The following is a 22,417-nucleotide window of genomic DNA, read 5'->3' as shown; positions in this document are numbered from 1 at the left end:
AAAAAGCCAGCGAGGACTGTCGTTCGCGCTGGCTAATAACAGTAAGTTCTTTTTACCCCTTTAAAGGTGGCAAATCAATAGAGTGTTAATAAGGGAATAAGTTCCCTAATGATGCACTACAGAACTTGATACATCGATAAGTTGCATGGGTGGATCGGTAATCCAGCCGTAGTCCATAAAAGTTGCAGTCATCGGTTCTAAGAAGAACATAATACCGATCATTCCCACTAGAGCTAAAACAACGGTATATGGAAACGCCATAATAACCATTCGGCCATAAGAAAGGCGAATTAATGGTGCAAGAGTTGACGTAAGTAGGAATAAAAATGCCGCTTGACCGTTTGGTGTTGCCACTGACGGTAAATTGGTACCAGTATTGATAGCCACGGCAAGAAGGTCAAATTGTTCACGGTTAATTACCCCGTGCAGTAAGGCCTCTTTAACCTCATTGATGTATACCGTACCGACAAAGACATTATCGGAAATCATGGACAGTACACCGTTGGCGAGATAGAACAGAACTAACTGTGTTCCTTGATCTTCTACGGCCAATACTGCGTCGATTATAGGTTCAAAAAGGTCTTGCTGAATGATAACGGCAACAATGGCAAAAAAGACGGCTAACAATGCAGTAAAGGGTAGGGCTTCTTCAAACGCTTTGCCTAATGCATGCTCTTCGATGATGCCGGTAAAAGAGGTGGCTAAGATAATGACCGATAGCCCGACTAAGCCGACTGCCGCCACGTGAAAAGCAAGACCAACAATAAGCCATATTGCAATTGCGCCTTGAATCCATAGTTTGGCGATATCCTGTTTGGTGCGACTCTTTTTCTCTTCTTCGTTGTAATCTTCGAGAATTTTTCGTACTTGAGTTGGCAACTCTGATCCGTAGCCAAATATTTTCAGTTTTTCGACCGCAACGGTGGTGAGCAATCCCGTAACCAAAACGGGTAAGGTAACCGGCAACATGCGGATGATAAACTCGCCAAATAACCATCCGGCTTGATCGGCTATGATCAGGTTTTGAGGTTCACCAACCATTGTCATAACGCCACCAAGCGCCGTACCTACGCCAGCGTGCATAAGCAGTGAACGTAAGAACGAACGGTATTCGTCTAGATCATCACGAGTAAGCTCGGTTAAATGCCCATCTTGAGTATGGTCGTGTTGAGTACCATGACCTTTTCCTGAAACAACTTTATGGTAAATTGCATAGAATCCAACCGCCACACTGATCACTACCGCGATAACGGTTAAAGCATCTAAAAATGCAGATAAGAAAGCGGCTGCGGCACAAAAAGCAACGGATAACAGTGCTTTAGATCTAATGCCTAATAGGATTTTGGTAAAAATAACCAGTAGTAGCTGCTTCATAAAGTAAATGCCCGCCACCATAAAGATCAGCAGTAACATTACTTCTATATTGGCCACCAATTCATGTTTCACCATTTCAGGAGTGGTCATGCCAATTGCCACAGCCTCAATCGCCAGTAGTCCTCCGGGTTGCAATGGATAGCACTTGAGCGCCATTGCCAGAGTAAATATGAATTCAATGACGAGTAGCCAACCAGCAACAAACGGGTCAACTAGAAAGAAGACAAATGGGTTAATGATTAAAAAGGCCACTATGGCTAGTTTGTACCAGTCTGGGGCTTTTCCGAGAAAGTTTTTGACGAAGGCGTTTCCTTGGCTCAAAGGCATGGTGCTTCTCTCTTAAAAGTATTTAAATCTGATCGAGTCGGTTCTATACGACCTATCCATGTGACAATCGGATTTAGCAGGTGGATAAGCTTACGGTATATTTTTGGGTGAGATATAGATTGAAATTTAGCGTGTAGAACGTGTTTCGTTCTCAGTTTACATTCTGTAACACTCACTTTGTTGGCGCAATATTTACTCTAATCACTTGGATAGTCAATCAATTAGTGTGATTTACATCGTGTTTACAGTAAAAAACCATATAAAGTGCAGTTCATATGTAAGTTGCGTGTTTTTAGTGATGCTTTGGTTATATAAGGCCAATATTATTGTATGAGAAATAATATCGGTGCATAAGTTGATGTTTTTAAAGTGCTAATCAGAAAGCTAACACTAACCCATAATAAGAAAATGGTGGCATATGTGTGGGTTGTTGATTTAGTTCATAGGATGTTGAGCTTAGTTTCATTAAAAAAAGGGCATTTATTATTTTTTCAGGCAATGCAGAGTCTGCAAGGTGAATTCAACACAGAATGAGTAATATTTCATAGCGAACGGTTCACTGGTTTTTGTAATTTTAGATTAGGTGGTATGATGAGTTATATTTAGTGAATTTTAAGTTGGAACTTCCAATCTATGGTTATTAAGGCTAAAAGCCCAGCAGGCTTCGCAGAAAAGTACATTATTGAAAGCATTTGGAACGGACGATTTGCTCCAGGTTCTATTTTACCCGCTGAGCGTGAGCTATCTGAACTGATTGGTGTAACACGAACCACCCTCAGAGAAGTTCTACAAAGACTGGCGCGTGATGGTTGGTTAACCATTCAACATGGTAAGCCGACCAAAGTGAATCAATTTATGGAAACCTCTGGTTTGCATATTTTAGATACATTAATGACATTAGATGCTGACAATGCCACTAGTATTGTAGAAGATCTACTTGCCGCTCGAACTAGCATCAGCCCTATCTTTATGCGTTATGCATTTAAAGTGAACAAAGAGCAATCTGAAGCGACCTTGCGACGTGTTATCGAATCATGTGAGGCTTTGATGCAAGCGGATTCGTATAGTAGCTTTATGGACTCTTTCCCATATGCTGGGAAAATCGCGCAAAACATCAAAGAAGACAATGAAAAAGATGAACAAAAGCGTGATGCGATCTTAGTGGCGAAAACGTTTAATTTCTATGATTACATGTTGTTCCAACATTTAGCTTTCCATTCTGGAAACCAGATTTATGGTCTGATCTTTAACGGTTTAAAAAAGCTGTACGATCGAGTGGGTGCTTTCTATTTCTCAAGCCCTGTTTCACGAAATCTTGCACTTAATTTTTATAAAGACTTATTGTCAGTATGTGAAGACGGCAATCGTGACCGTATCGCCGCTATCGTGCGTCAATACGGTATTGAAAGTGGTCAGCACTGGAATGAAATGAAGGTGAGTTTGCCAACCAATTTCACTGAAGATGACAGTTAAATAACGATTTACTAACGCGTATATTGTTTGTTAGGACAGATATTACTAGCAAGTACTCGTTGTGATTTCCTAAAAGCCCTGCATTATTTGTAGGGCTTTTTGCTGTAAGCGTGATTGAATGTTTTAGTGATCCATTTTTGAATGTGCTTGGTATAAACAATGACATGAAAGAATTTTTGCATCGGCAAGGTCTGTTTAGTTATCTCTGGCACACTCATCTTTTTAAGGTGGTTGTCGGTTGAGATGTTGCTAGCGATAGTTGTTTGATTTTTGTGAAGATTTTCCTAGCGTGCGTACATCCTTAGATGAATATTTGCTAAAAAGAAGTAGAAACAATAATCACTCTACGTTTATTTATTGTTAACTTGCAACTAAAATCTAAGGGCGTTCCTAGCTTTAATGAGTTAACTGAGGGCGTTTATATGAACCTTAAAACTGGCTTTATAACCATTTCTATAGTGGCGTTTTCACCGTTTGTTTTTGCTCAAGATAAGGTGTTTAACGATTTTTCTAACGACAGTCAGGCGATTTCTATTGCAGAAAATCGCAGTGGCACAAGTACAGATAGAGGAGTTCAACAACTTGAGTCTAAGAGTATGCAAGACCAAGGTATGCTCGAAGCTTATGAAAATAAATCAATGGATAGTCATATGGAAGGAGTCATGGATGGCAAAAAACAGCGTACACGAATTCATCATAAACGGGCTTAATAGCCCATTGTATCGAGTTCTTATTTAAGCCGCTTTGTGACGATAAAGCGGCTTTCTGTCTTTTGATGAAATGTATTGTGTAAAATAAAGATTATTCTAATGAAAATCACGAGAACGACTGGCTAGTTGTGATAACTGATCACTGATGTCAATTAACTGACCTGCAATAACGTGTATGACGTCTCCCTCTTTTTCTATGATTCCTTTTACTTTTAGTATCTTAGCCGTTAAATAGCTTTTCTTTTGTGCTCTGGCGGTTGCTTGCCACACCACCACATTTATGTTGCCAGTATCATCTTCTAAAGTGAAAAAGGTAATCCCTCCAGCGGTATGAGGTGATTGTCTGCCAGTGACCACACCGACTACCGTGACCATTGATTGATGAGGTTGGTGGATCAATTGATTTTGTCGAATGAACTTACCTAACTTATTCTCTTTTTCGAGCAGGGTAATGGGGTGTTGGTTTAGGGATAGTCCAGTGGCGGAATAGTCCTCGATTAATGCTTCGTAATCATTGGTTTGAAAGGTATAGCCATGTTTAATTGGCTCGTCTTGTCTTCGGTTAAATGATGGCTGGTTAAACAGTGGTAGATCTTCAACGGAATCCATTAATTGCCAACGAGTGGAATAGCGATCACCAGTAAGCGCATACAGTGCATTAGCGGAGGTAAGAGCATGCAACTGTTGCCGATTGATGCCAATATTTTTGATTTGCTGGATATGAGTAAACCCTTTGGTTGGACGTGCTGCCAGCAGTTGCTCTCGGCTGTTTTGAGAGAGTCCTTTGATCAGTTTTAAACCCAATTGAATACTACTTATATTATTGTTTCTGACTATGCTGTGCTCGTCATTAGATTGGTTGATACTGATGGGGTGCACATTAACGCCATGTCGTTTGGCATCTTGTAATAGCTGGTTAGATGAATAAAACCCCATTGGCTGACTATTGAGTAGGGCTGTGTAAAACTCGGCAGGATAGTAGCATTTGAGCCAAGCAGAGCAATAAGCAAGCACAGCAAAAGAGGCGGAGTGACTTTCCGGAAACCCATACTCACCAAAACCACAAATCTGTGCAAATATTTGCTCGGCAAAGCTCTGCTCATAACCACGACAGAGCATCCCTGAAATTAACTTATCGCGAAACTTAAATAAATCGCCATTTTTTTTCCAAGCAGCCATAGCGCGGCGCAGTTGGTCGGCTTCACCACCACTAAATCCTGCCGCCACCATCGCCAGTTTAATGACTTGTTCTTGAAATATAGGTACGCCTAAGGTTCTTGAGAGGACACTTTCGACCTCTTTAGAAGGGTACGAAATGGCTTGTTCGCCATTTCTGCGCTTTAAGTAAGGGTGAATCATATCGCCTTGTATCGGGCCCGGTCTGACAATGGCAATTTGAATGACTAAGTCATAATAACAACGTGGTTTAAGGCGCGGTAACATGCTCATTTGAGCTCGTGATTCTATTTGAAAAACACCTATAGTGTCGGCCTTTTGTAGCATGGCATACACATTTGGATCGTCTTGTAGGCGTGTGATATCAGCAATACTAAGTTGTCGTTGATGATGACGTTCAATTAACTGAAAACAACGTCTGATGGCACTTAGCATTCCTAAAGCAAGTACATCAACTTTTAGTAACCCTAAACTCTCTAAATCATCTTTATCCCACTGGATAATAGTACGCTCAGGCATAGCAGCGTTTTCTACTGGTACTAATTCATATAAGGGACCAGCTGAAATAACAAAACCGCCCACGTGTTGCGATAAATGGCGAGGAAAGCCGATGATTTCATCGACCAATTGTATAAAGAGCTGTCCTTTTAAAGAATCGGGCTTTAATCCCAGCTCATAAATTTGTGCTTGCCAATTTAAACCGACATCACGACGGTTAATGTTCTTTATGAAAAAGTCGAGCTGAGTTTCATCTATGGCTAATGCTTTACCTACTTCTCTAATGGCACTTTTTAGCCGATAGCTAATGACGGTAGCGGCAAGAGCTGCTCGCTCACGTCCATATTTTTGATAAATATATTGAATCACTTCTTCACGACGGTGATGTTCAAAATCTACATCAATATCGGGCGGCTCATTGCGCTCTTTACTAATAAAACGCTCAAACAGTACTGAGATTTGTCTAGGATCGACTGAGGTGATTTCTAAGCAATAACACACCACAGAGTTTGCTGCAGAGCCTCTACCTTGATACAAAATCTTCTTTTGTTTGGCAAACATCACCACATCATGAATGGTTAAGAAAAAATGGGCGTAATTAAGCTCATCAATGAGTTTGAGTTCTTTATCTATGGTGATCTGAACGTTTTCAGGAACTCCATGAGGAAACCGCAGTTGTTTACCTTGATTGACCAAGTGACATAAATGGGCAAATGGCGTTACAGAGTCAGGGACGATTTCGGCAGGATATTGATAGCCTAAACTGGCCAAATTAAAACAACAGCGACTGGCGATATTGTGGGCTTCTTCTAGCCACTCCTTACGGAAGAGTTTGCTCAATTTAGGTTTATTACGCAGGGTTCGCTCTGCATTGGTCAGTAGGTGCTCACTTATGCTTGTTACCGTGGAATTATGTTTGATTGCGACAAGAGTGTGTTGCAGTGGAAGACGAGTGGCGTTATGCATCAATACCCCGCCACAGGCAGTGATAGGAATGGCGTACTGATGGGCTAGCTTTTGATTATATTGTAAGTATTGCTTATCTGTATTGGTGAGGTGTCTTTGTAACCCCAACCACACTCGCGCGCTGTGTTGTTTAGTTAACCACTTTGCCCATTGGTGGTCATATTCTTTCATCTGTGGCACCCAGATAATAAAGCAGTGCTTAATAGATAAAACATCCCATTGTGATAGTGAATACTTACCTTTATCACTACGCCTGCGCGCGTTAGTGATGATACGAGCCAACTCAGCATAGGCTTGTTGGTTTGGACACAACAGTACGATCTGACACTCTTGATCTAACCAAAACATACTACCGACGATAAGCTTGATGTTAAGTTGCTTATTCTTAATTGTAGTATGCGCTCTAACAACGCCAGCTAAAGAGCACTCATCGGTTATAGCCAGCGCTGAATAGCCCAGAAAGTCAGCTTGTGTAATGAGTTCTTCGGGGTGCGAGGCTCCGGTTAAAAATGAAAAATTACTCTGGCAAAAAAGCTCAGCATATTTAACTGTAGACATGTTCATTTTAGATACACACTACCGTTGAATGGCTCAATATGTATGGATAAGACATTAGCTAAACACTCCTTGAATAAACCATTCCTTGGCTGGGTTTTTGTATATCCATAACCAGCGACCAGTGTGTTCTCTTGCCACAAAGTAATCTCGATTAATCGAATTGCCATCCCACCATCCGCTATGAATACGCTCTGGACCTTGGATGATTTCAACTTTGCTATGAAGAGGTTTAGGTTTGGAGTAGATAAAGCTAGGGCGGCTGAGCTTTGTTTGTGTGGTGTGTTTTTCTGGCTTTGAAAAAGCAGGGATATAAGTGCTACTAATTTCAGGTCTAGGATCGTGATTAGAGGCAATACCTTGTACTGCGTCTTTGCCTAGCTTGGCTTGTAATAAGGAAAGTAGCTCTAAAGGTGATGTTTCCCCCGTGTGCTGATCAAATAGATCAGTGTTGGTCGCCGGTGTTTCTCCCATACGTATCACTTGTAAGCGAATCGACAAAATAGGTGAACTGATCTGAGTCGATTCAAGTGTTAGTGTAGACAGTGCTAGCCACTTATCAGAAAGATAATCACCAATGGCGGAATAGAAGGTGATTTCCTGCAGTGATTGATCCCTTTGGTAAAGGCTAAGCTGAATTTCGTAAGCCACTTTATCTCTGAGCTTTAAAAAGCTTTCCATTTGTCCTAATAAGCGGGTTAATGGTGCGATTAAGCAATGCGTATGTTCGATTTCATATAATAAATTAAGGTGCTGATTAAAGTGAGCGGGCGGATGATAATACTGTACCGGGTGCTTAAATTGACCGAGTAGTCGCCCCACATAGTTGACGACTTGGATATCAAAGCGGCGTGCAATGTCCGTCATATTGAGAGCAGTAAGTTGCGTTAAATTATGTACACCAATACGAGCGAGCTTCTCGATATTTGCTGCGCTAAGTTCGGTGGCAATAAGTGGGCGCTGTAAAATGGACTGCTCAATTACATCTGGGTCATCAGTGATACGATCACAGTGAGTTTCGGCTAACAATTTGGCTGCAAGTGGCGAGAATGCGGTCGCATAATGATAGTGCAGATGCAGTTGATTAAGGTGTTGTGAGATAGTTTTCCAGTAACTATCGAGGTTACGATATAGGGTTAACATATTGGAGACTTTCAGTAGCAAGCCTTGCTCTGTGAATAGCGTAATGTCAGAGGTATACACATATAGCCATTGTGCAATTTGCTGTAATGTATCCATTTCTATTTGTTGTTGATAAGGAAATACTTGCAGCTCAGCGCACAGTGAAGCGGCGCTACCTAACCCCATTCCTAATTTTATGCCTTTATCAGAAGCGGCTTGATTGAGTTGTATGATCTTGTGTTGATCAACTATACAAATAGCGGGGCTGTGCTTTGGCTGGCTGTGTATAAGTTGATGGTGTAAAGGTTGATTGTTAAGCTCATTTTTTGCTTGAGGATCGAACGCAACTTTAGAGCTTGTAGCGGAATCTAAAGTCGAGTCAGCAAACAGCGTATCTAATTGCAGTTTTGGAAAATGGATATACAACCAAAGATTCATGCGTGCTGCCTCTTGTGTCGAGGGAAAGGAATGACTTGGTGTAAAGGTTTTTGAGTACAAAGTTGTGGCCAGCGATGGCTTAAATCGACAGTAAAGGCTTGTTGTTGCCATCCTCCGCGGCGTTTAATGACATTCACTTTAATGCCGTTTTCTGTTGCGTTGAGTTGTACGCTAAGAGGAATAGGTAATGAGCAACTATTTTGGCGGTCGAGATTAAAATGTACGTTTAATGCTCGGCCTTTTTCAGCCGCAATTTGTAAACGCCTTGCTTGATGAACTTCAAGCTGTGGGTGCCATAAGCACACACAGGCGCAACTGCCGCTTTTTAAGCATTGCTCGGCGGCCCATAAGTCGTGTTTTGTGCTGTTTATAACTAAGACATTGTGAGGCGCGATGCCTTCGGCTTCAAAATAATGAGCACATGGTAGTGCAGGTGGGTTAATCAATACTAAAGTGCGATCTTGAACAGTAGATTGCAACATAGGTGTTAGTAAACGCAACTCACCAATACCAAATTCAGATTGGATCTCCATGAGCCCCATTTTGGGAAAACCTTCTAGCTGTTTATCCCATTCACTAAAGTAAGAAGCTTGGTTAATTAAAGGGATACTTTGCTCTGAACCCTTCCAAATCAATTGCTTACGTTGTAATAAATCAATAATATTTTGCATAATAAATACCTGTATATATATACAGTATATTTAACTTTGCTTGAGACGCAAGTTACAAAATAGATCTACGTATAAATCGCACTGACAAAACTATATAAATGCATGAGCGCAAAGAGTGAGAGTGGCATTAGAAGAGGAGGAGAATCGAGAGCTTGAAAGTGAAGATACTGCAGGCATTAGGTAAAACACCTAATGCCTAACAGATAAGGACGAACACCTTAGGTAACGTTTGGATTATGTTGTAATAAGAGCGCCTCAAAGTCTTCTTTAGAGAGTGCTTTACTGTAGTAATATCCTTGGGAAAATTCACAATGCTGTGTTTTTAAATAGTTTTGATCCCATTGAGTTTCAACACCCTCTGCAACCACTTTAAGTCCAAGAGCTTTTGCCATAGCAATAATGGCGTTGACCAGTTCTTGCGAAGAAGGGTTGGTTTCCATATCCTGCAGGAACGAACGATCGATCTTTAACTTACTGAACGGAAATTTCTGCAGATAACTCAACGCTGAATATCCAGTACCAAAATCATCAATAGAAAAGTGCGCGCCAATTCGTTTGATTTCTTCTAATATCTGCACAGTTTCGATGTTGTTGTTAAAGAGTAAGCTTTCCGTAATTTCAATATCGAGTAAGTTGGCATCTAAGCCTGAATTACTCAGTGCAGTTAAGATAGTTTCAATTAATGAGTCTTGTTGCCTAAATTGAGCCGCAGAAAAGTTTACAGCAATGGAAAGCGGTTGAATGGCTTGCCATTGTTGAGCTTGGTGACAGGCTGTATGTAGCGCCATATGCCCTAACTTATGGATAAGCCCATTTCTCTCTGCAATGGGAATAAATTCATCTGGCGGTACAAAGCCAAGTTTGTCATCCCACCATCGCATTAAGGCTTCAGCGCCGGTGATTTTTTTACTTTCTAGATCAATAATCGGCTGATAGTAGATCTCTAATTTATTATCGTTAATTGCTTGACGTAGCCTAGCATCAATATCCAAGCTTCTTTGTACATCGGTATTCATGCTTGCTTCGTAGAAGCTAAAGCCATTTCGACCTTCTTTTTTTACTCGATACATCGCAATATCGGCATGTGCCATTAGCTCTTCTGTCGTTTTACCATCTTGAGGGTAAATGGACATACCAATGCTGGTGGAGATAAAAAATTGACTTCCGTTAAGCTGAAAAGGTTGTTCAAAGATAGTTAACAGCTTAGAAGCTAAAGTTTGAGCTTCTTTTTCAGAGTCTAAGTTAGGGATAACCAGTAAAAATTCATCCCCTCCAATGCGCGCAACAACATCTGTTTTTCGTACCGATTGGCGCAAACGTTTGGCTGTTTGTACTAGCAGTTTATCGCCCGCTAAGTGTCCTAACGTGTCGTTGATTTGCTTAAAGTCATCAAGGTCAATGAACATGACTAAAACATTCACATCATCTCGCTTGGCTTGTAACAAGGCATGCTTCAGTTTTTCATCGCCTGATTTTCGGTTAGATAAGCCAGTTAAAATATCGTGACTGGCTTGATAAGCCAGTTCCTTTTCAAACATTTTACGTCTGTCTATCTCTGTTTTAAGGCGGTGGTTCTGTCGTGTTAATACTGCTTGTTGGCTATGGGTTTCTTCAATTTTAGTGGTGAGTACTAAGTTGGTATTGTTAATACGCAAAGAGTAATACAGGCCAAAAATAACAGGTACTGCCAAGAAAGAGAGTGCGATGGTAAACCAAGTTGAAGTTATGATCTGGCTTTCTGATATTGGTGCAAACCATGCATGTATATTAAAAGGGGTATTAGCCACTTTCTTATTAAAGTACAAAGTATTTGAGCGGTAACTTGCTGAGGAATCAAAAGTGTCCCAAATAGGTAATGAGCCTGCATCTGTTGATAGTGAGAGTCGGCTATTACTGAGTTGGTATTCTTGAGTGGTTAGCAGATTAATAATGGCCGTTGTTTTTATATCACCGACGACAATTCCGACCAGTTCACCGTTTAAGTAAACGTTTTGCAGTGCTCGAATAGTGATATGACCATCTTTTGCCACAATATCGATTTTATGGTCGATGGTTTGCATTGTTTGAAAGGGAATACTGTCTATATCAAACGGAATTTTGGGATTGGAGTCTGCAATAATGTTTGAATTGAAACCTACCAATAGCATGCGATCGAATTTAGCATTTTCATGTAGATGCTGGTTTGGTGTGGTATGGCGAATCAAATTACGACGTAACTGAAGCAAGCTTGATCCTAGTCCATATTGCATGGACATACCGGAAGCGAGGTTCGCAAAAAACGTATACGTGGTTTTATGTTGAGATACTTCACGAATTTCTTTACTTGCTGTCTCAAAGAAGTAACCAATTGATTCTGAATAAATTGTAACATTCAAATTCAATTCGTTTAGCTGTGACTCTTTGAGACGATTTTGCCCTGCGTTAGTGACTATAATCATTAAAAGCAAGTAAGCGCCTAGAAGAAATCCTCCCATAAGAATTGCATTTCGGCGATTTAATCTAGGCTTCATGTTCATGAATCGTTACTTTTGTGAGCCTCAAAGTAGTCACTGTAATAATAAAAGACGGAAGGATAATATTTTTCAACTAATTGATTGTAAGTACCGTTACGTCGAATCTCTCTTAAGTAGTCATTAAAAGCTTCGCGTAATTTTGGTGAGTCTTTTCTAAATCCCGCAGCCATAAACTGTTCTTCAGAAATTGGACCGATAACTTTAATTTCGCCAGGCCATTTTTCTAACGCAATAAGAGTATCCGGAACATCGAGCAGTGTGTTATCTGCATCATTATTTAATATTGCTGGCACCATCTCATTTAATTTACGCGCCTTCTCTGGAAGAATGATATTGGCCCCAGTTTTGTATAGATCGTACAAGTTAGGGTCTAGGCATGTCTGCTCCATAGCTAACACATTTTGACCTTTGAGCAATGCTTTCACGGTATTAATGTCTTTATCTACACTATTACTCGGAGAAATGGGCTGTAGTTTTGAATCAACGCGAGAAATTAACCATACAGCAGAAGGGAAGTAGTCATCAGAGAAATCCAACAACTGCTCTCGCCATGGAAGAATGGTTGCACCATTGGCTATTACATCACCTGTAATCGGCACTGTTTTACCGTACTGTATGACGTTATTTTTATAAATGGCTTCTTTTCCTGTGAGATCGCCAAAAGCGCTGTTCCAAGTGCTTGGAACAAATTGGTATTCAACACCTAAGTATTTAGCAAAGCCTTGTATAAGCTCAACATCTAAGCCCTGTGCGGTATGGAGGCCACCTGTATTGATATAATTAACAAAGTTGGCGTAAGGGATGCCAATGTGGCGAATTACACCTGCTTTTTTGACATCGGCTAAGTCATAAGCATAACTTGGCTTGATAACAAATAATAAAGCGATGCAAAGACTCTTTATAATGCTGAATATGGTCTTTGTTTTGATCATTGCCTTCGTCCTTGAGATATAAAGTAGGGCTTACATTAGCAAGTAAGCCCTAGACTGTTAAGCAAATATTAAGCCATTCGTTTGTACAAATGTGCCATCGCTTTCACTAGACCCGTTACATCATCTTCATCATGGAATAAGTGAGTAGAAATACGTAATGCATAAGTAGCAGTAGTATCGTCTAGACGCAATGAGAAGTTAGTGGTACGGATAGTGTATCCGTATTCTTCGCGAAGTAGATCACGGAATTCAGTCAGACGAGTGCCGTTAGACAAGTCATCAGAGAATGGGTTGAATGCAGTTAAACCACTTGATAGTTCACGCTCTGGCGGGCAGAAAAGAGTACCGTGTGGCAATTCTTTGCTTAGCTCTTCTTTACACAAAGCACTAAGATCTAGAATACGTTCTTCGATTTTATCACGACCAATTTCATCCCATAGCTTACAAGTATCAGCTAGAGCTTGTTTTGCAGGGTAGTTGTCGTTGCCGATGTATTGCATTCTGGTCACAAAGTTCATTGTTTGATAACCATCTTCACCAAGTGATGAGTTAACAAAGTAGAAAGGACGGCGGTCTGCAGGCCAGAAACGAATCAAACGCTCAGCTTCTTGACGAACATAAAGGATACCCGTTGCACCAGGGCCACACTGCCACTTATGGCCAGAACCTGCGTAAAAATCACAATCCAAGTCATGCAAGTTAACATTCATCATGCCAATGGTATGAGCGGCATCAACTAAAGTAGGGATACCGTTATCACGTGCTAGTGCACAAATTTCTTTTGCTGGTAGTAAAGTACCAGTTAAGTAAGTAATGTGAGAGAACATTACTAAGCGCACATTGCCGTTTGCATTATGCTCTTTGATCGCATCAGCAAATACATCAACGAAGTCTTTTTTCTTCAGTTTTTTCTCGCCGGTGTAAACCGGAATTTCAACAACAATAACTTTAGCGCCTACGCGATCGGCTGCTGTAAATAGTGGAGATTTACCACCGATATGCTCATGGTGGGTAGTGATGATGATATCGTCTTCTTTGAAATCAAGACCGCTAAGAATTGAAACCATACCGTCTGTTGTATTTCGGCTTAGAACGATTTCGTTTTCATCTGCACCAAAACCAGGTGCAATATCTGCAGCCATTTGGCTCATGTAAGGCCAGCTACCGAATTTGTTTTGCATATCCCAAGGGTAGCTTGCAACAAGCTCATGATTCTCCGTTAAGGTTTTTTGCACACTGGTTGGCATGGAACCAGTTGTACCAATGTTCATGTAGACATTGCCTTTAGCTAAAGAGAACTGCTGTTGAACCTTCTTCCAGAAATGTTTGTCTGAAGAGTTGCCGTGAGAGAAGGTTGAGTGTGGGTGATGTGGATGGTGATGCTGGTGTCTCGCTAAAGCATTTGTTGAGAAAAGAGAAGTACCTATTCCTGCAACAGCAACACCTGCGCTACCTTTCAAGAAATCCCTACGGTTAAACTTAGACGTTTTTTCACTCATTATGTCATTTCCTTTAATTGAGTTTAGATAAATCTTTATAGTACTTAAAGAACGATATTAGATACTTCTAATGTCGTATTTTAAAGACTAAAATTCACAAAAAGAGCATAGATTGAAAATCTTATCTAATTAGTGTGAACTCCATATTTCTCAATATTATGTTTTTGTTACAGCGACTTATTTTTGAAAACAGTGATACGCACCTGTCGACATATAAATTCTATTTTATGCATGTTATTCCAAGAGTCGTATTATATTACTGCAATTTATAATTGATATATTTAAGCGGTTACATGTTGGTAAATCGTGATCATTGTCGATAAATAATATTAAAAATCATATCTATCAGTAATTTAGTTGATTTCTTCTTGAGTGAGGTTTGCAGTCTGAGTATGTTTTTTTGTGCGTTGGATATTTATCGATATTTTTCTTTAGTCACCGGTTATGCATTAGTAAGCCTTACTTATTAAATAAGTTTTTATGCGAATATCTGTGATTTTATGCATTTTATATATAGGTTTAATATTGATTTTTGACTGCGTAAAACAGATATGAAATAACGATAAATTAGATTGGTTTTTTGTGTATTAAAGTGAAATATAAAAATTTTTTACGCCATGGATTCTACAAGGTGCAGTATTCATGGCTGGAGTTATTTTTTAATGACAGTGGTTAGCACTGCATGCAGTCTTTTAAATTCGTAGCCTTGTAACCCATCCAGAGTTAAAACCAAAGAAGGATTTTCTTTTCTGTACTTGTCATAAATACTAGAGACTTTCTTTTGAAATGCAGAAACTGCAACTGCAACTATTTCACCACCATCTTTGATGATTTCAGCTTGTGCATAGTCAGAGTATTCATCCCTGTAGCTATCTTGAACATCTAAAGCTTCTCTCACCACTTAGCGAATGATCGCTTGCTCTTCTTTTGATAGGCCCGCCAAATCTCAGACATTAAATCACCTTAATACATTAACTATAAAATAAGACTAGAGGTGGCGAATTATGTAGATATTCTTCAAATTGATGTATTCCTAAGTTATCAAGATACATATTCAATTAAATATTCACAAATATGAATATAATTCCCGTTACTTCATATTTGAAATAAAATCAAATACCGTGCAAACACTGTAATTACTTGCGTCTATTATAAAACATGCTTATTTCCCAGAAGAATAAATAGTGAGGTTCGTCATGCTTTCAGTTATTCATCAAATCAATATATAAGTAAATTGTTATTTTGTAAGTTGCTGTTTTTTAAGGGTTTAATTGTAGTGTTACATCATGTAAATTAGCGTCATATAATATTCATGTATGACAAATGCGATCCCGATCGCTTGGCGTTTCTGAAATATCTAATAACATGTACTCACAAAATATAACTACTCCAAGATGAGAGAGACGCATGAACAAGAATATTTTAGCCATGTTAATAGGGCTTGCATTGGTCGGTTGTAACGACTCAACTACAGACAACGACACTGCGAATCCCCCTGATAATTCAATTCCATCTAATCCAGTGACTCCTCCTGGAGATGAAAACCCAGGTGATGAGAATCCTGGCGATGAAAACCCAGGTGAAGAAAACCCAGGTGAAGAAAATCCTGGTGAAGGAACTCCTGAAGAGCCACCTGTAGAAGTAGAATCAGATGTTCCTTCTGTATCAGCTATGCCTGAAGGCGTTAAAACGCTACTGACTTCTGATCCTGCTGAGTGTACAGAAACTGTTTCAGAAATTGATATGAGTGTGACTGATCTAGCTGCTGGCACTGTCATTTGTATCGAAGATGGTACTTATACCGAAGCAAACCTTAAGTTTGGTGGTATTGGTACTGAAGAAGCGCCAATCAAAGTTCGTGCTGTGACTCCTGGTGAAGTAATTATTACTGGTGAAGCTAAAGTGGTTATGGGCGGTGAGCACGTTCAACTACACGGCCTTGTTTTCGATGGTCCTGAAAGCTCAAGCAGCAAGCTATTAGAAACACGCTTTGGTTCAACTGAGATGTGTAACCATTGTCGTATTTCAGAAAACGTATTCCTTAATGTTGATGGCGACCAAAACCTAACTAGCGATAGCTCAGACAATGGTGTTTGGATTGCACTATACGGTCAACATAACTGGCTTGATCACAACATTTTCAGTGGTAAAACAACGGGTAACCCAATGGTTTCCTTACTACGTGAAAGTGGACTAATGGATGAAGGCAATGGTGGCCTAGCTGAGTACACCACAGTTTATGCGAACTACTTTGCTAACCGTCCACCAACAAACGGTAAATTGTACGCAGGTAGCAGTGACAATGACTACGAAGCAATTCGTACTGGTCTAAGTGAAACTCACCACTACGCAGGTAACTCATTTATCGTGGGTAACTTATTTGAGCGTATTCAAGGTGAAGCGGAAGTTATTTCAAACAAAGCATCAAACAACGTCATCGCACAAAACACAGTCCGTAACAGCTACGGTTCAATCACCAACCGTCACGGTAACCACAACAACGTTTCAAACAACTTTGTTTTCGGTGATGGTAACCCTTACGCAGGCGGTTTAAGACTGGTAGATGATGGTCATATCGTAGCTAACAACTACATTGAAGGTGCACGTTACAAATCAACGACTCACCACGGTGGTATTGTTCTGCTAGGCGGTGACGGTTCTGGTGATGGTGGCAATGGTTACCAGCAATTAGAAAATGTACATGTGGCATTTAACACTGTGGTAGACAGTGTAAACAGTATCAACATTGATGGTGGCGGCAAGTCTGATCAACCAGAGCAAATCTATTTCGCAAATAACATTGTTGATAAAGCTATCGGTCCAGTATTTGTTGAAACAGACCGCGGTTGGGCAAACAGTTCTGTCGTTGTGGGTAACATCGTAGATGGTCAGTCATTTGCAGATACTGACAATGTATCCGGTATTCGAGTTAGTGCTGAGCTAGAAAAAGGTATTGATGGTCTATACCGTCCTTCGGACCTTTCAAGCATCGACGCAACTGAATACGATAAAGGTGAGTTCGCAGCAATTACTATCGATATGGATGGCCTTACTCGTAACGAAGCGACTCTAGCGGGTGCGGATGATGTGACAAACGGTTCTCCACTACTTGAGCCATTAACTTATGCCGATGTTGGTCCTAAATCTTACGATTTCGAGAAACCAGCAGCTATCATCAACGAAGTAGCAATTGAAAACTACGCATTTGTTGATGGAACAGAAGGTTGGTCTGGTACTGCAACTACAACAAGCACAGCAACATTTAGTTATGACTCAAGCTTAGTGGTTGAAGGTAGCGACCAAAGTGCATCACAAACAGTGACTCTTTTACCGAACACACCACATGCAGTCTCTGCTTTTGTTAAAGGTAAATACAACATTACTGTCGGTGAGCACAGCTTTGACGGTGACGCTTCTGATAGTGATTACCAACTGGTTATCCATGAGTTCACAACTGGTTCTGAAACTTCAGCGGATCTATCTCTAGCACTTGCTGCCGAAGTAACATTAGACGCTGGCATCGTTGATGGTGACCTAGGTCAATGGCGTGCTGACGGTGGTAGCAGTGAAGTTTGGATTTCAAAAGAAGGTAGCAGCGAAGGTCTGGGTGATGTAGGTAGTTCTGGCGACTCAGCATTTACTGACGAAGGTGGTTCAAACGGTTCTGCTCGTGTTCGCTTTAAGTCTGGTGAAGCAGTATACAACTTTGATTCTAAGCCTGGCCTAAGCCAACAAGTGTCTGGTATTCCAGCGGGTACAGATATGACATTCAGCCTGTACTACTGTGATAACAAAGGCGACGATTCTGCTTCAATCCTGCACTACGGTGTTGAAGATAGCGATGGTCTAGTTATTGCTGAAGCAAGAGCACACGTGAGAGACTTAGATGACGCACCAGAAGGCAGTGTTAAAGATTGCTTTAAGCAAGTAACTGTTGACTTCAATAGCGGTTCAAACTCTGATGTTAACGTATTTGCCTACATGGAAATCGATACTGAAACCTTCACTCAAGAAGAGTTAGAAGCTCTAGTAGAAAGTGACAAAGAACTAGAAGTTCGTCTAGATGAGTTTGCTCTAACGTACCAAGGTACACCAGCATCTGACTCAAAAGCATACTTTGATGAAGTTCGCATCATCAACCGTGTAAATGCAAAATAAGTAACTCTGTTTAGTAAAAATTAATTTACGCTAACTTAGCCCCTTCGACTATCGAAGGGGCTTTTTTTATTTTGATGTATTGACGCTATCCTATTTCATGAACTGTTTTCAGGAGCAGTTTTCATGATCCACTATCCAGTTAGCACTTTTCAGCCACTTTTCCCCTTTAAGTTTAAGCCTTTTTCCTTGGCTATTTATAACCACTTCAACGCAGTGCTTGGTATAATGATCTTTTTATTCGAGAAAAGATCTTGGCCAAACGCACACCTATCGTCGAAATAACCTCATACGGCACCTATTCACATTGGGATGCCAGTGCCAAAGAACTGCCTAAAATTACTCAGTTCACCAATACAGTGACTGCCGAAGAAGGGGTGGAGTTTGGTTTTATTGTTAACATCAAAAAAGCCAAAGGAAGCTTACTGAATTACTGCATTTATCATCCAGGTATCATCAATAAGAAAGGCGTAGTATTAGCCCCGTTTGACGGAGAGATTTATGTGCGCAGTAACGATTGGGACTTCTATTTAGGAGACACAGTACAACTTCTACATCCAGAGGACGGTTTGGAAAGTAATTTAGGTGAATGGCGTATGGAGTTGCAAATGCAAGGTAAGACCATCGCCGAGAAAACCTTTAACGTTGTGGGTCGTGATCAAGCTCAGTTTTGGAAGCAACGAGGTTACTAGTTAGAGTGATAAAAAACGCTGTGCATTAGGTACAAGGAAGTGGCTCTGAATTTTGAGTACTGTCAGTTGGCTGAGATCTAAATACCAAGTGGTTTTGCTTTATTAATAAGCGTACATAATAAAAAAGCCCACCGCTTCAAAGAAGCGATGGGCTAAATAATTTAAAACCGTTAAGGTTTTATCTTCTAATTACTTCTTAAGGTTAGTGAAGTAGTCGAAGATTACTGGTACGTCGTTGTTACCCATGCCTGCATCAACAGCAGCTTGTAGGCTAGTAGAAGTACCTTGAGCGATTAGAGATTCAGTACCAAGCTCTTCACAAAGTGCTAGGAAGTAACCAAGGTCTTTGTTTGCGTTAGCAACAGAGAAACCTAGTTTTTCTTCGCCATCTACAGCGTAGAATTTACAGAACTGCATGAATGGAGAGTTAGATGGACCCGCTGACATGATGTCAAACAGTTGTTGGCCATCAACACCAGCAAGTTTAGCTACTGCGAATGCTTGAGACATAGTCGCAACAGTAGTCATGCCCATGAAGTTGTTAACTAGTTTAGTTACGTGACCTGAACCTAGAGTACCTAGGTGGAATACGTTTTCACCTTGCTCGTCTAGAAGAGGCTTAACTTTGTTGAAAGTATCGATGTCGCCAGCAGCCATGATGTTTAGTAGACCATCTTTAGCGTGTGCAGGAGTACGACCTAGAGGAGCATCGATCATGCCAGCGCCTTTAGCAGCTAGATCAGCACCGATTTTCTTAGTAGAAGCAGGGATAGAAGTACCGAAGTCGATAAGAGTAGCGCCTTCTTTGATACCTGCTAGAAGACCGTCTTCACCGTAAACGATTTTCTCAACAACTGCAGAAGTTGTAAGACAAAGCTCTACAACGTCACTTGCTGCTGCTAGTTCTTTAGCTGAAGTAAATTGTGTTGCGTTACCACGAGCAAGAACAGCATCAACTGCGTCTTGGTTAAGATCCATTACGTTTACTTGGTAACCGCGTGTTTGTAGGTTTTCAACCATGTTGCCGCCCATAAGGCCAAGGCCGATGAAACCAATTACAGGTTTAGTCATGTCTAACTCCGAAATATACTATTGTATGATTATATAGACTGAGAGGATATACGCCTGACCCAATTTAATCAATCCTAGATTTGTAAGAAATGCCGTCTAAGTTCAAAGTTTTTAAAAAATGATTGAAAATGCCCGGCAGACTAATGAAAATCGCTTATTTATAGAGTAATCAAACTAAAAAAACCTAGCGATTTATCCTGTAATCCAGTGCGTTGTGACTGAACTTAACTCACTCTATATCCATGCTATTAACCATACTAAAGGATCAGCATTTTTGCTGTATCTGATCACAAAGGCGTTAAAGGATAGCGGCACTATCTAGCATATTTTTAGCGACGAGATCCTCTAATACGGTGTGTGTTTTTTGTCTAAAGTAGTCACGAAGTAAACGGACTGTGGGAGTAATTGACTGTCTACTTGGGCATACTAGCCACAATTCAGTGGGAGTGGGCTTATAATCAGGCAGTACATTGATGACGTTTCCTTGTATAAGATCATCAGCCATATCAAGACAAGATTTAATAGCAAAACCGTGCCCTGATACGCACCAACGTCGCACTAAATCGCCATCGTTAGAGGCGCGATTACCCGCCAGTTTTATTTTAATGCTCTGCTCATTTTGGGTAAATTGCCATTCATTTTGCAGCATATCGCCAAGTTGGTAGAAAAGCCCATTATGCTGTTTCAAATCCTCTAAGGTGTTTGGCGTACCATGCTTAGAAAGGTAGCTTGAAGCCGCGCACAAAATACGTGGCACAGTGCAGATTTTAAAACCATACATGCTGGCATCTGTAGGGTGACCGTAACGCAGCGCTATATCCACTGAATCTCGATAAAAATCGATATTACTGTCACTAATATTACTGCGTAATTTCACTTGTGGATGTTCTAAAAGAAGTTCATCAATCCAAGGAGTAACAACATTGCGTCCTAAGTCTGAGGATAGGGCTATGCGAATCTCACCAGTTAAGACTTCATGGTCTTCTTGTACATTTAATTTGGCGTTTTCTAGCAGGTTTAAGGCTTGCTGACATTGCGGCATATAACGCTCGCCTGCAGGTGATAACCTAAGTTGGCGAGTGGTTCGAATAAACAACTCTATTCCAAGAGATTTTTCTACTCGTTTGATTGCCGCACTGGCGGTGGCTATTTGCATATCTAAGCTATTTGCTGCCGCAGTGATGCTACGTAGCTCAGCCACTTTTAAGATAACGTGTAGATCGTTAAGAAGCATATATTCAACCAAGGATAGTAAATGTCACCTCTATTATAGAGTGAATGATTGAATCAACAATATCAGTCGAGTTGTACACCCATTGCTGGCTATTTGTTTTATCGAAGCAGATTATTCTTGCGCTTCACTTAAGGCAAACTTGATCTCTTCACTGGAAAAGCCTTTGCGCATCAACATGGCATAGGCTTTGCTTCTTTGTTTAAAATCATTCAGGTCGTACGATTTTTTTTGCAGCTGCTCTAAACACGAACCATAGAAATCAATAGTGCCGTCAAGGCAGGCTTTCTCAACAAATGTATCTAGGTCGCTAATGTCTATTTTTCGTAATTTAAGCTCTTGGCGAATCACTGTTAGCCCTTTGCCTTTTCGCACATATTTAAGCACTTCTTTTTCTAAATCGGCTTTGGCCGCTTTGATCTCTAAATTGCTTTGCAGCTGATGGCTCTGTGGGTGTTGATTGATTGCCACTTGAATATGTTGATAGGAAAAGCCGCGTTTTTGTAGCGTCGCCACCAGTTTTTCTCGGCTGATGGTAAAGTCATGATATTGGCTGTTGATGCGTTCGATAGCCAGTGTTTGCTCGTCGATATTACGTTGCAGCTTAACCTTATCGATGGCCTCTAAAATGACATTTTCCGGTACACCTTTCTTTTTTAGTTTCTCGATAATGTATTTAGAGGCGTATTCATTGCTAAATGATTGTTCGGCAAACTGTTCGGCAAATACCGCATCCGATTTTAGATAACCAAAACCCCGCAAACTTTCTATTGTGTTATCAATCCACTCTTGATTGTCAGTCTTGATGCGCAGTTTTGCCAGCAATTCGCTTTCGGTCATGTCACGCTGGGTAAGATGCCACATAGCCGAATTCATTACGCTCTCTTGGCGCGTGGCTTTTCTTATGCCGTTACCGTTTTTTTCATGATTCACAATCTTATTCCTATTGGTACTACTGGCGATATCATAGTGCATCTTGGGGTGAGTTGCAGATGGTTTAAAGTGTGCTTTTTG

General features: G+C 40.6%; 15 protein-coding genes. 4 read left to right on the top strand and 11 right to left on the bottom strand.

What is annotated here, in order from left to right; genetic code table 11:
- Positions 1-105: 105 nt before the first annotated feature.
- Positions 106-1,701 carry a Na(+)/H(+) antiporter NhaB gene (nhaB, locus tag VHA01S_RS03105; RefSeq protein ID WP_023402891.1) on the bottom strand — a complete coding sequence of 532 codons (1,596 nt, stop codon included), beginning with the start codon at positions 1,699-1,701 and terminating at the stop codon, positions 106-108.
- Positions 1,702-2,334: 633 nt separating this feature from the next.
- Here nhaB and fadR point away from each other — a divergent pair.
- Together fadR and VHA01S_RS03095 are read left to right on the top strand one after the other, a co-directional pair.
- A complete protein-coding gene (gene fadR / locus VHA01S_RS03100) occupies positions 2,335-3,174 on the top strand; it encodes a fatty acid metabolism transcriptional regulator FadR (RefSeq protein WP_023402890.1) in 840 nt (279 codons plus the stop codon).
- A gap of 422 nt (positions 3,175-3,596) precedes the next feature.
- On the top strand, positions 3,597-3,884 hold the full coding sequence (locus tag VHA01S_RS03095; protein WP_039970040.1) for a hypothetical protein: 288 nt from the start codon (positions 3,597-3,599) through the stop codon (positions 3,882-3,884).
- A gap of 96 nt (positions 3,885-3,980) precedes the next feature.
- On the opposite strand, the gene VHA01S_RS03090 is transcribed toward VHA01S_RS03095, so the two are convergent.
- The 7 genes from VHA01S_RS03090 to VHA01S_RS03060 form a co-directional block, all read right to left on the bottom strand.
- Complete coding sequence (locus VHA01S_RS03090) at positions 3,981-7,088, bottom strand: error-prone DNA polymerase (RefSeq protein ID WP_023402888.1); 3,108 nt, start codon at positions 7,086-7,088, stop codon at positions 3,981-3,983.
- A 48-nt stretch (positions 7,089-7,136) separates the two neighbouring features.
- Positions 7,137-8,639: a Y-family DNA polymerase gene (locus VHA01S_RS03085; RefSeq protein WP_023402887.1), complete on the bottom strand. Its 1,503-nt coding sequence runs from the start codon at positions 8,637-8,639 to the stop codon at positions 7,137-7,139.
- Complete coding sequence (imuA, locus tag VHA01S_RS03080) at positions 8,636-9,310, bottom strand: translesion DNA synthesis-associated protein ImuA (protein ID WP_023402886.1); 675 nt, start codon at positions 9,308-9,310, stop codon at positions 8,636-8,638. Before imuA ends, VHA01S_RS03085 begins: the two co-directional genes overlap by 4 nt.
- A gap of 218 nt (positions 9,311-9,528) precedes the next feature.
- The gene (locus VHA01S_RS03075) at positions 9,529-11,748 is read right to left on the bottom strand and encodes a putative bifunctional diguanylate cyclase/phosphodiesterase (RefSeq protein WP_084309042.1); all 2,220 of its coding nucleotides are present in this window, start codon (positions 11,746-11,748) and stop codon (positions 9,529-9,531) included.
- 74 nt (positions 11,749-11,822) lie between these two features.
- Entirely contained in the window at positions 11,823-12,752 is a 930-nt protein-coding gene (locus VHA01S_RS03070; protein ID WP_373277881.1) for a transporter substrate-binding domain-containing protein, read from the bottom strand.
- A gap of 71 nt (positions 12,753-12,823) precedes the next feature.
- Positions 12,824-14,254, bottom strand: coding sequence for an aminotransferase class V-fold PLP-dependent enzyme (locus VHA01S_RS03065; RefSeq protein ID WP_023402883.1), 1,431 nt, complete (start codon positions 14,252-14,254; stop codon positions 12,824-12,826).
- Between the two features lie 652 nt (positions 14,255-14,906).
- A complete protein-coding gene (locus tag VHA01S_RS03060) occupies positions 14,907-15,155 on the bottom strand; it encodes a hypothetical protein (RefSeq protein ID WP_023402882.1) in 249 nt (82 codons plus the stop codon).
- A 506-nt stretch (positions 15,156-15,661) separates the two neighbouring features.
- Here VHA01S_RS03060 and VHA01S_RS03055 point away from each other — a divergent pair.
- Entirely contained in the window at positions 15,662-18,412 is a 2,751-nt protein-coding gene (locus VHA01S_RS03055; RefSeq protein WP_023402881.1) for a polysaccharide lyase 6 family protein, read from the top strand.
- Positions 18,413-18,663: 251 nt separating this feature from the next.
- A complete protein-coding gene (locus tag VHA01S_RS03050; protein WP_023402880.1) occupies positions 18,664-19,101 on the top strand; it encodes a DUF3859 domain-containing protein in 438 nt (145 codons plus the stop codon).
- Between the two features lie 189 nt (positions 19,102-19,290).
- On the opposite strand, the gene VHA01S_RS03045 is transcribed toward VHA01S_RS03050, so the two are convergent.
- The 3 genes from VHA01S_RS03045 to VHA01S_RS03035 form a co-directional block, all read right to left on the bottom strand.
- Positions 19,291-20,172 (bottom strand): NAD(P)-dependent oxidoreductase, encoded by an 882-nt coding sequence (locus VHA01S_RS03045; protein ID WP_023402879.1) that lies wholly within the window; start codon positions 20,170-20,172, stop codon positions 19,291-19,293.
- A 298-nt stretch (positions 20,173-20,470) separates the two neighbouring features.
- Positions 20,471-21,406: a LysR family transcriptional regulator gene (locus tag VHA01S_RS03040; RefSeq protein WP_023402878.1), complete on the bottom strand. Its 936-nt coding sequence runs from the start codon at positions 21,404-21,406 to the stop codon at positions 20,471-20,473.
- A 111-nt stretch (positions 21,407-21,517) separates the two neighbouring features.
- Positions 21,518-22,279 (bottom strand): RecX family transcriptional regulator, encoded by a 762-nt coding sequence (locus VHA01S_RS03035; RefSeq protein WP_039970074.1) that lies wholly within the window; start codon positions 22,277-22,279, stop codon positions 21,518-21,520.
- Positions 22,280-22,417 lie beyond the last annotated feature (138 nt).

The organism is Vibrio halioticoli NBRC 102217 (genome assembly GCF_000496695.1).
Taxonomy (GTDB): domain Bacteria; phylum Pseudomonadota; class Gammaproteobacteria; order Enterobacterales; family Vibrionaceae; genus Vibrio; species Vibrio halioticoli.
This window is presented reverse-complemented; position numbering and strand designations above follow the sequence as displayed.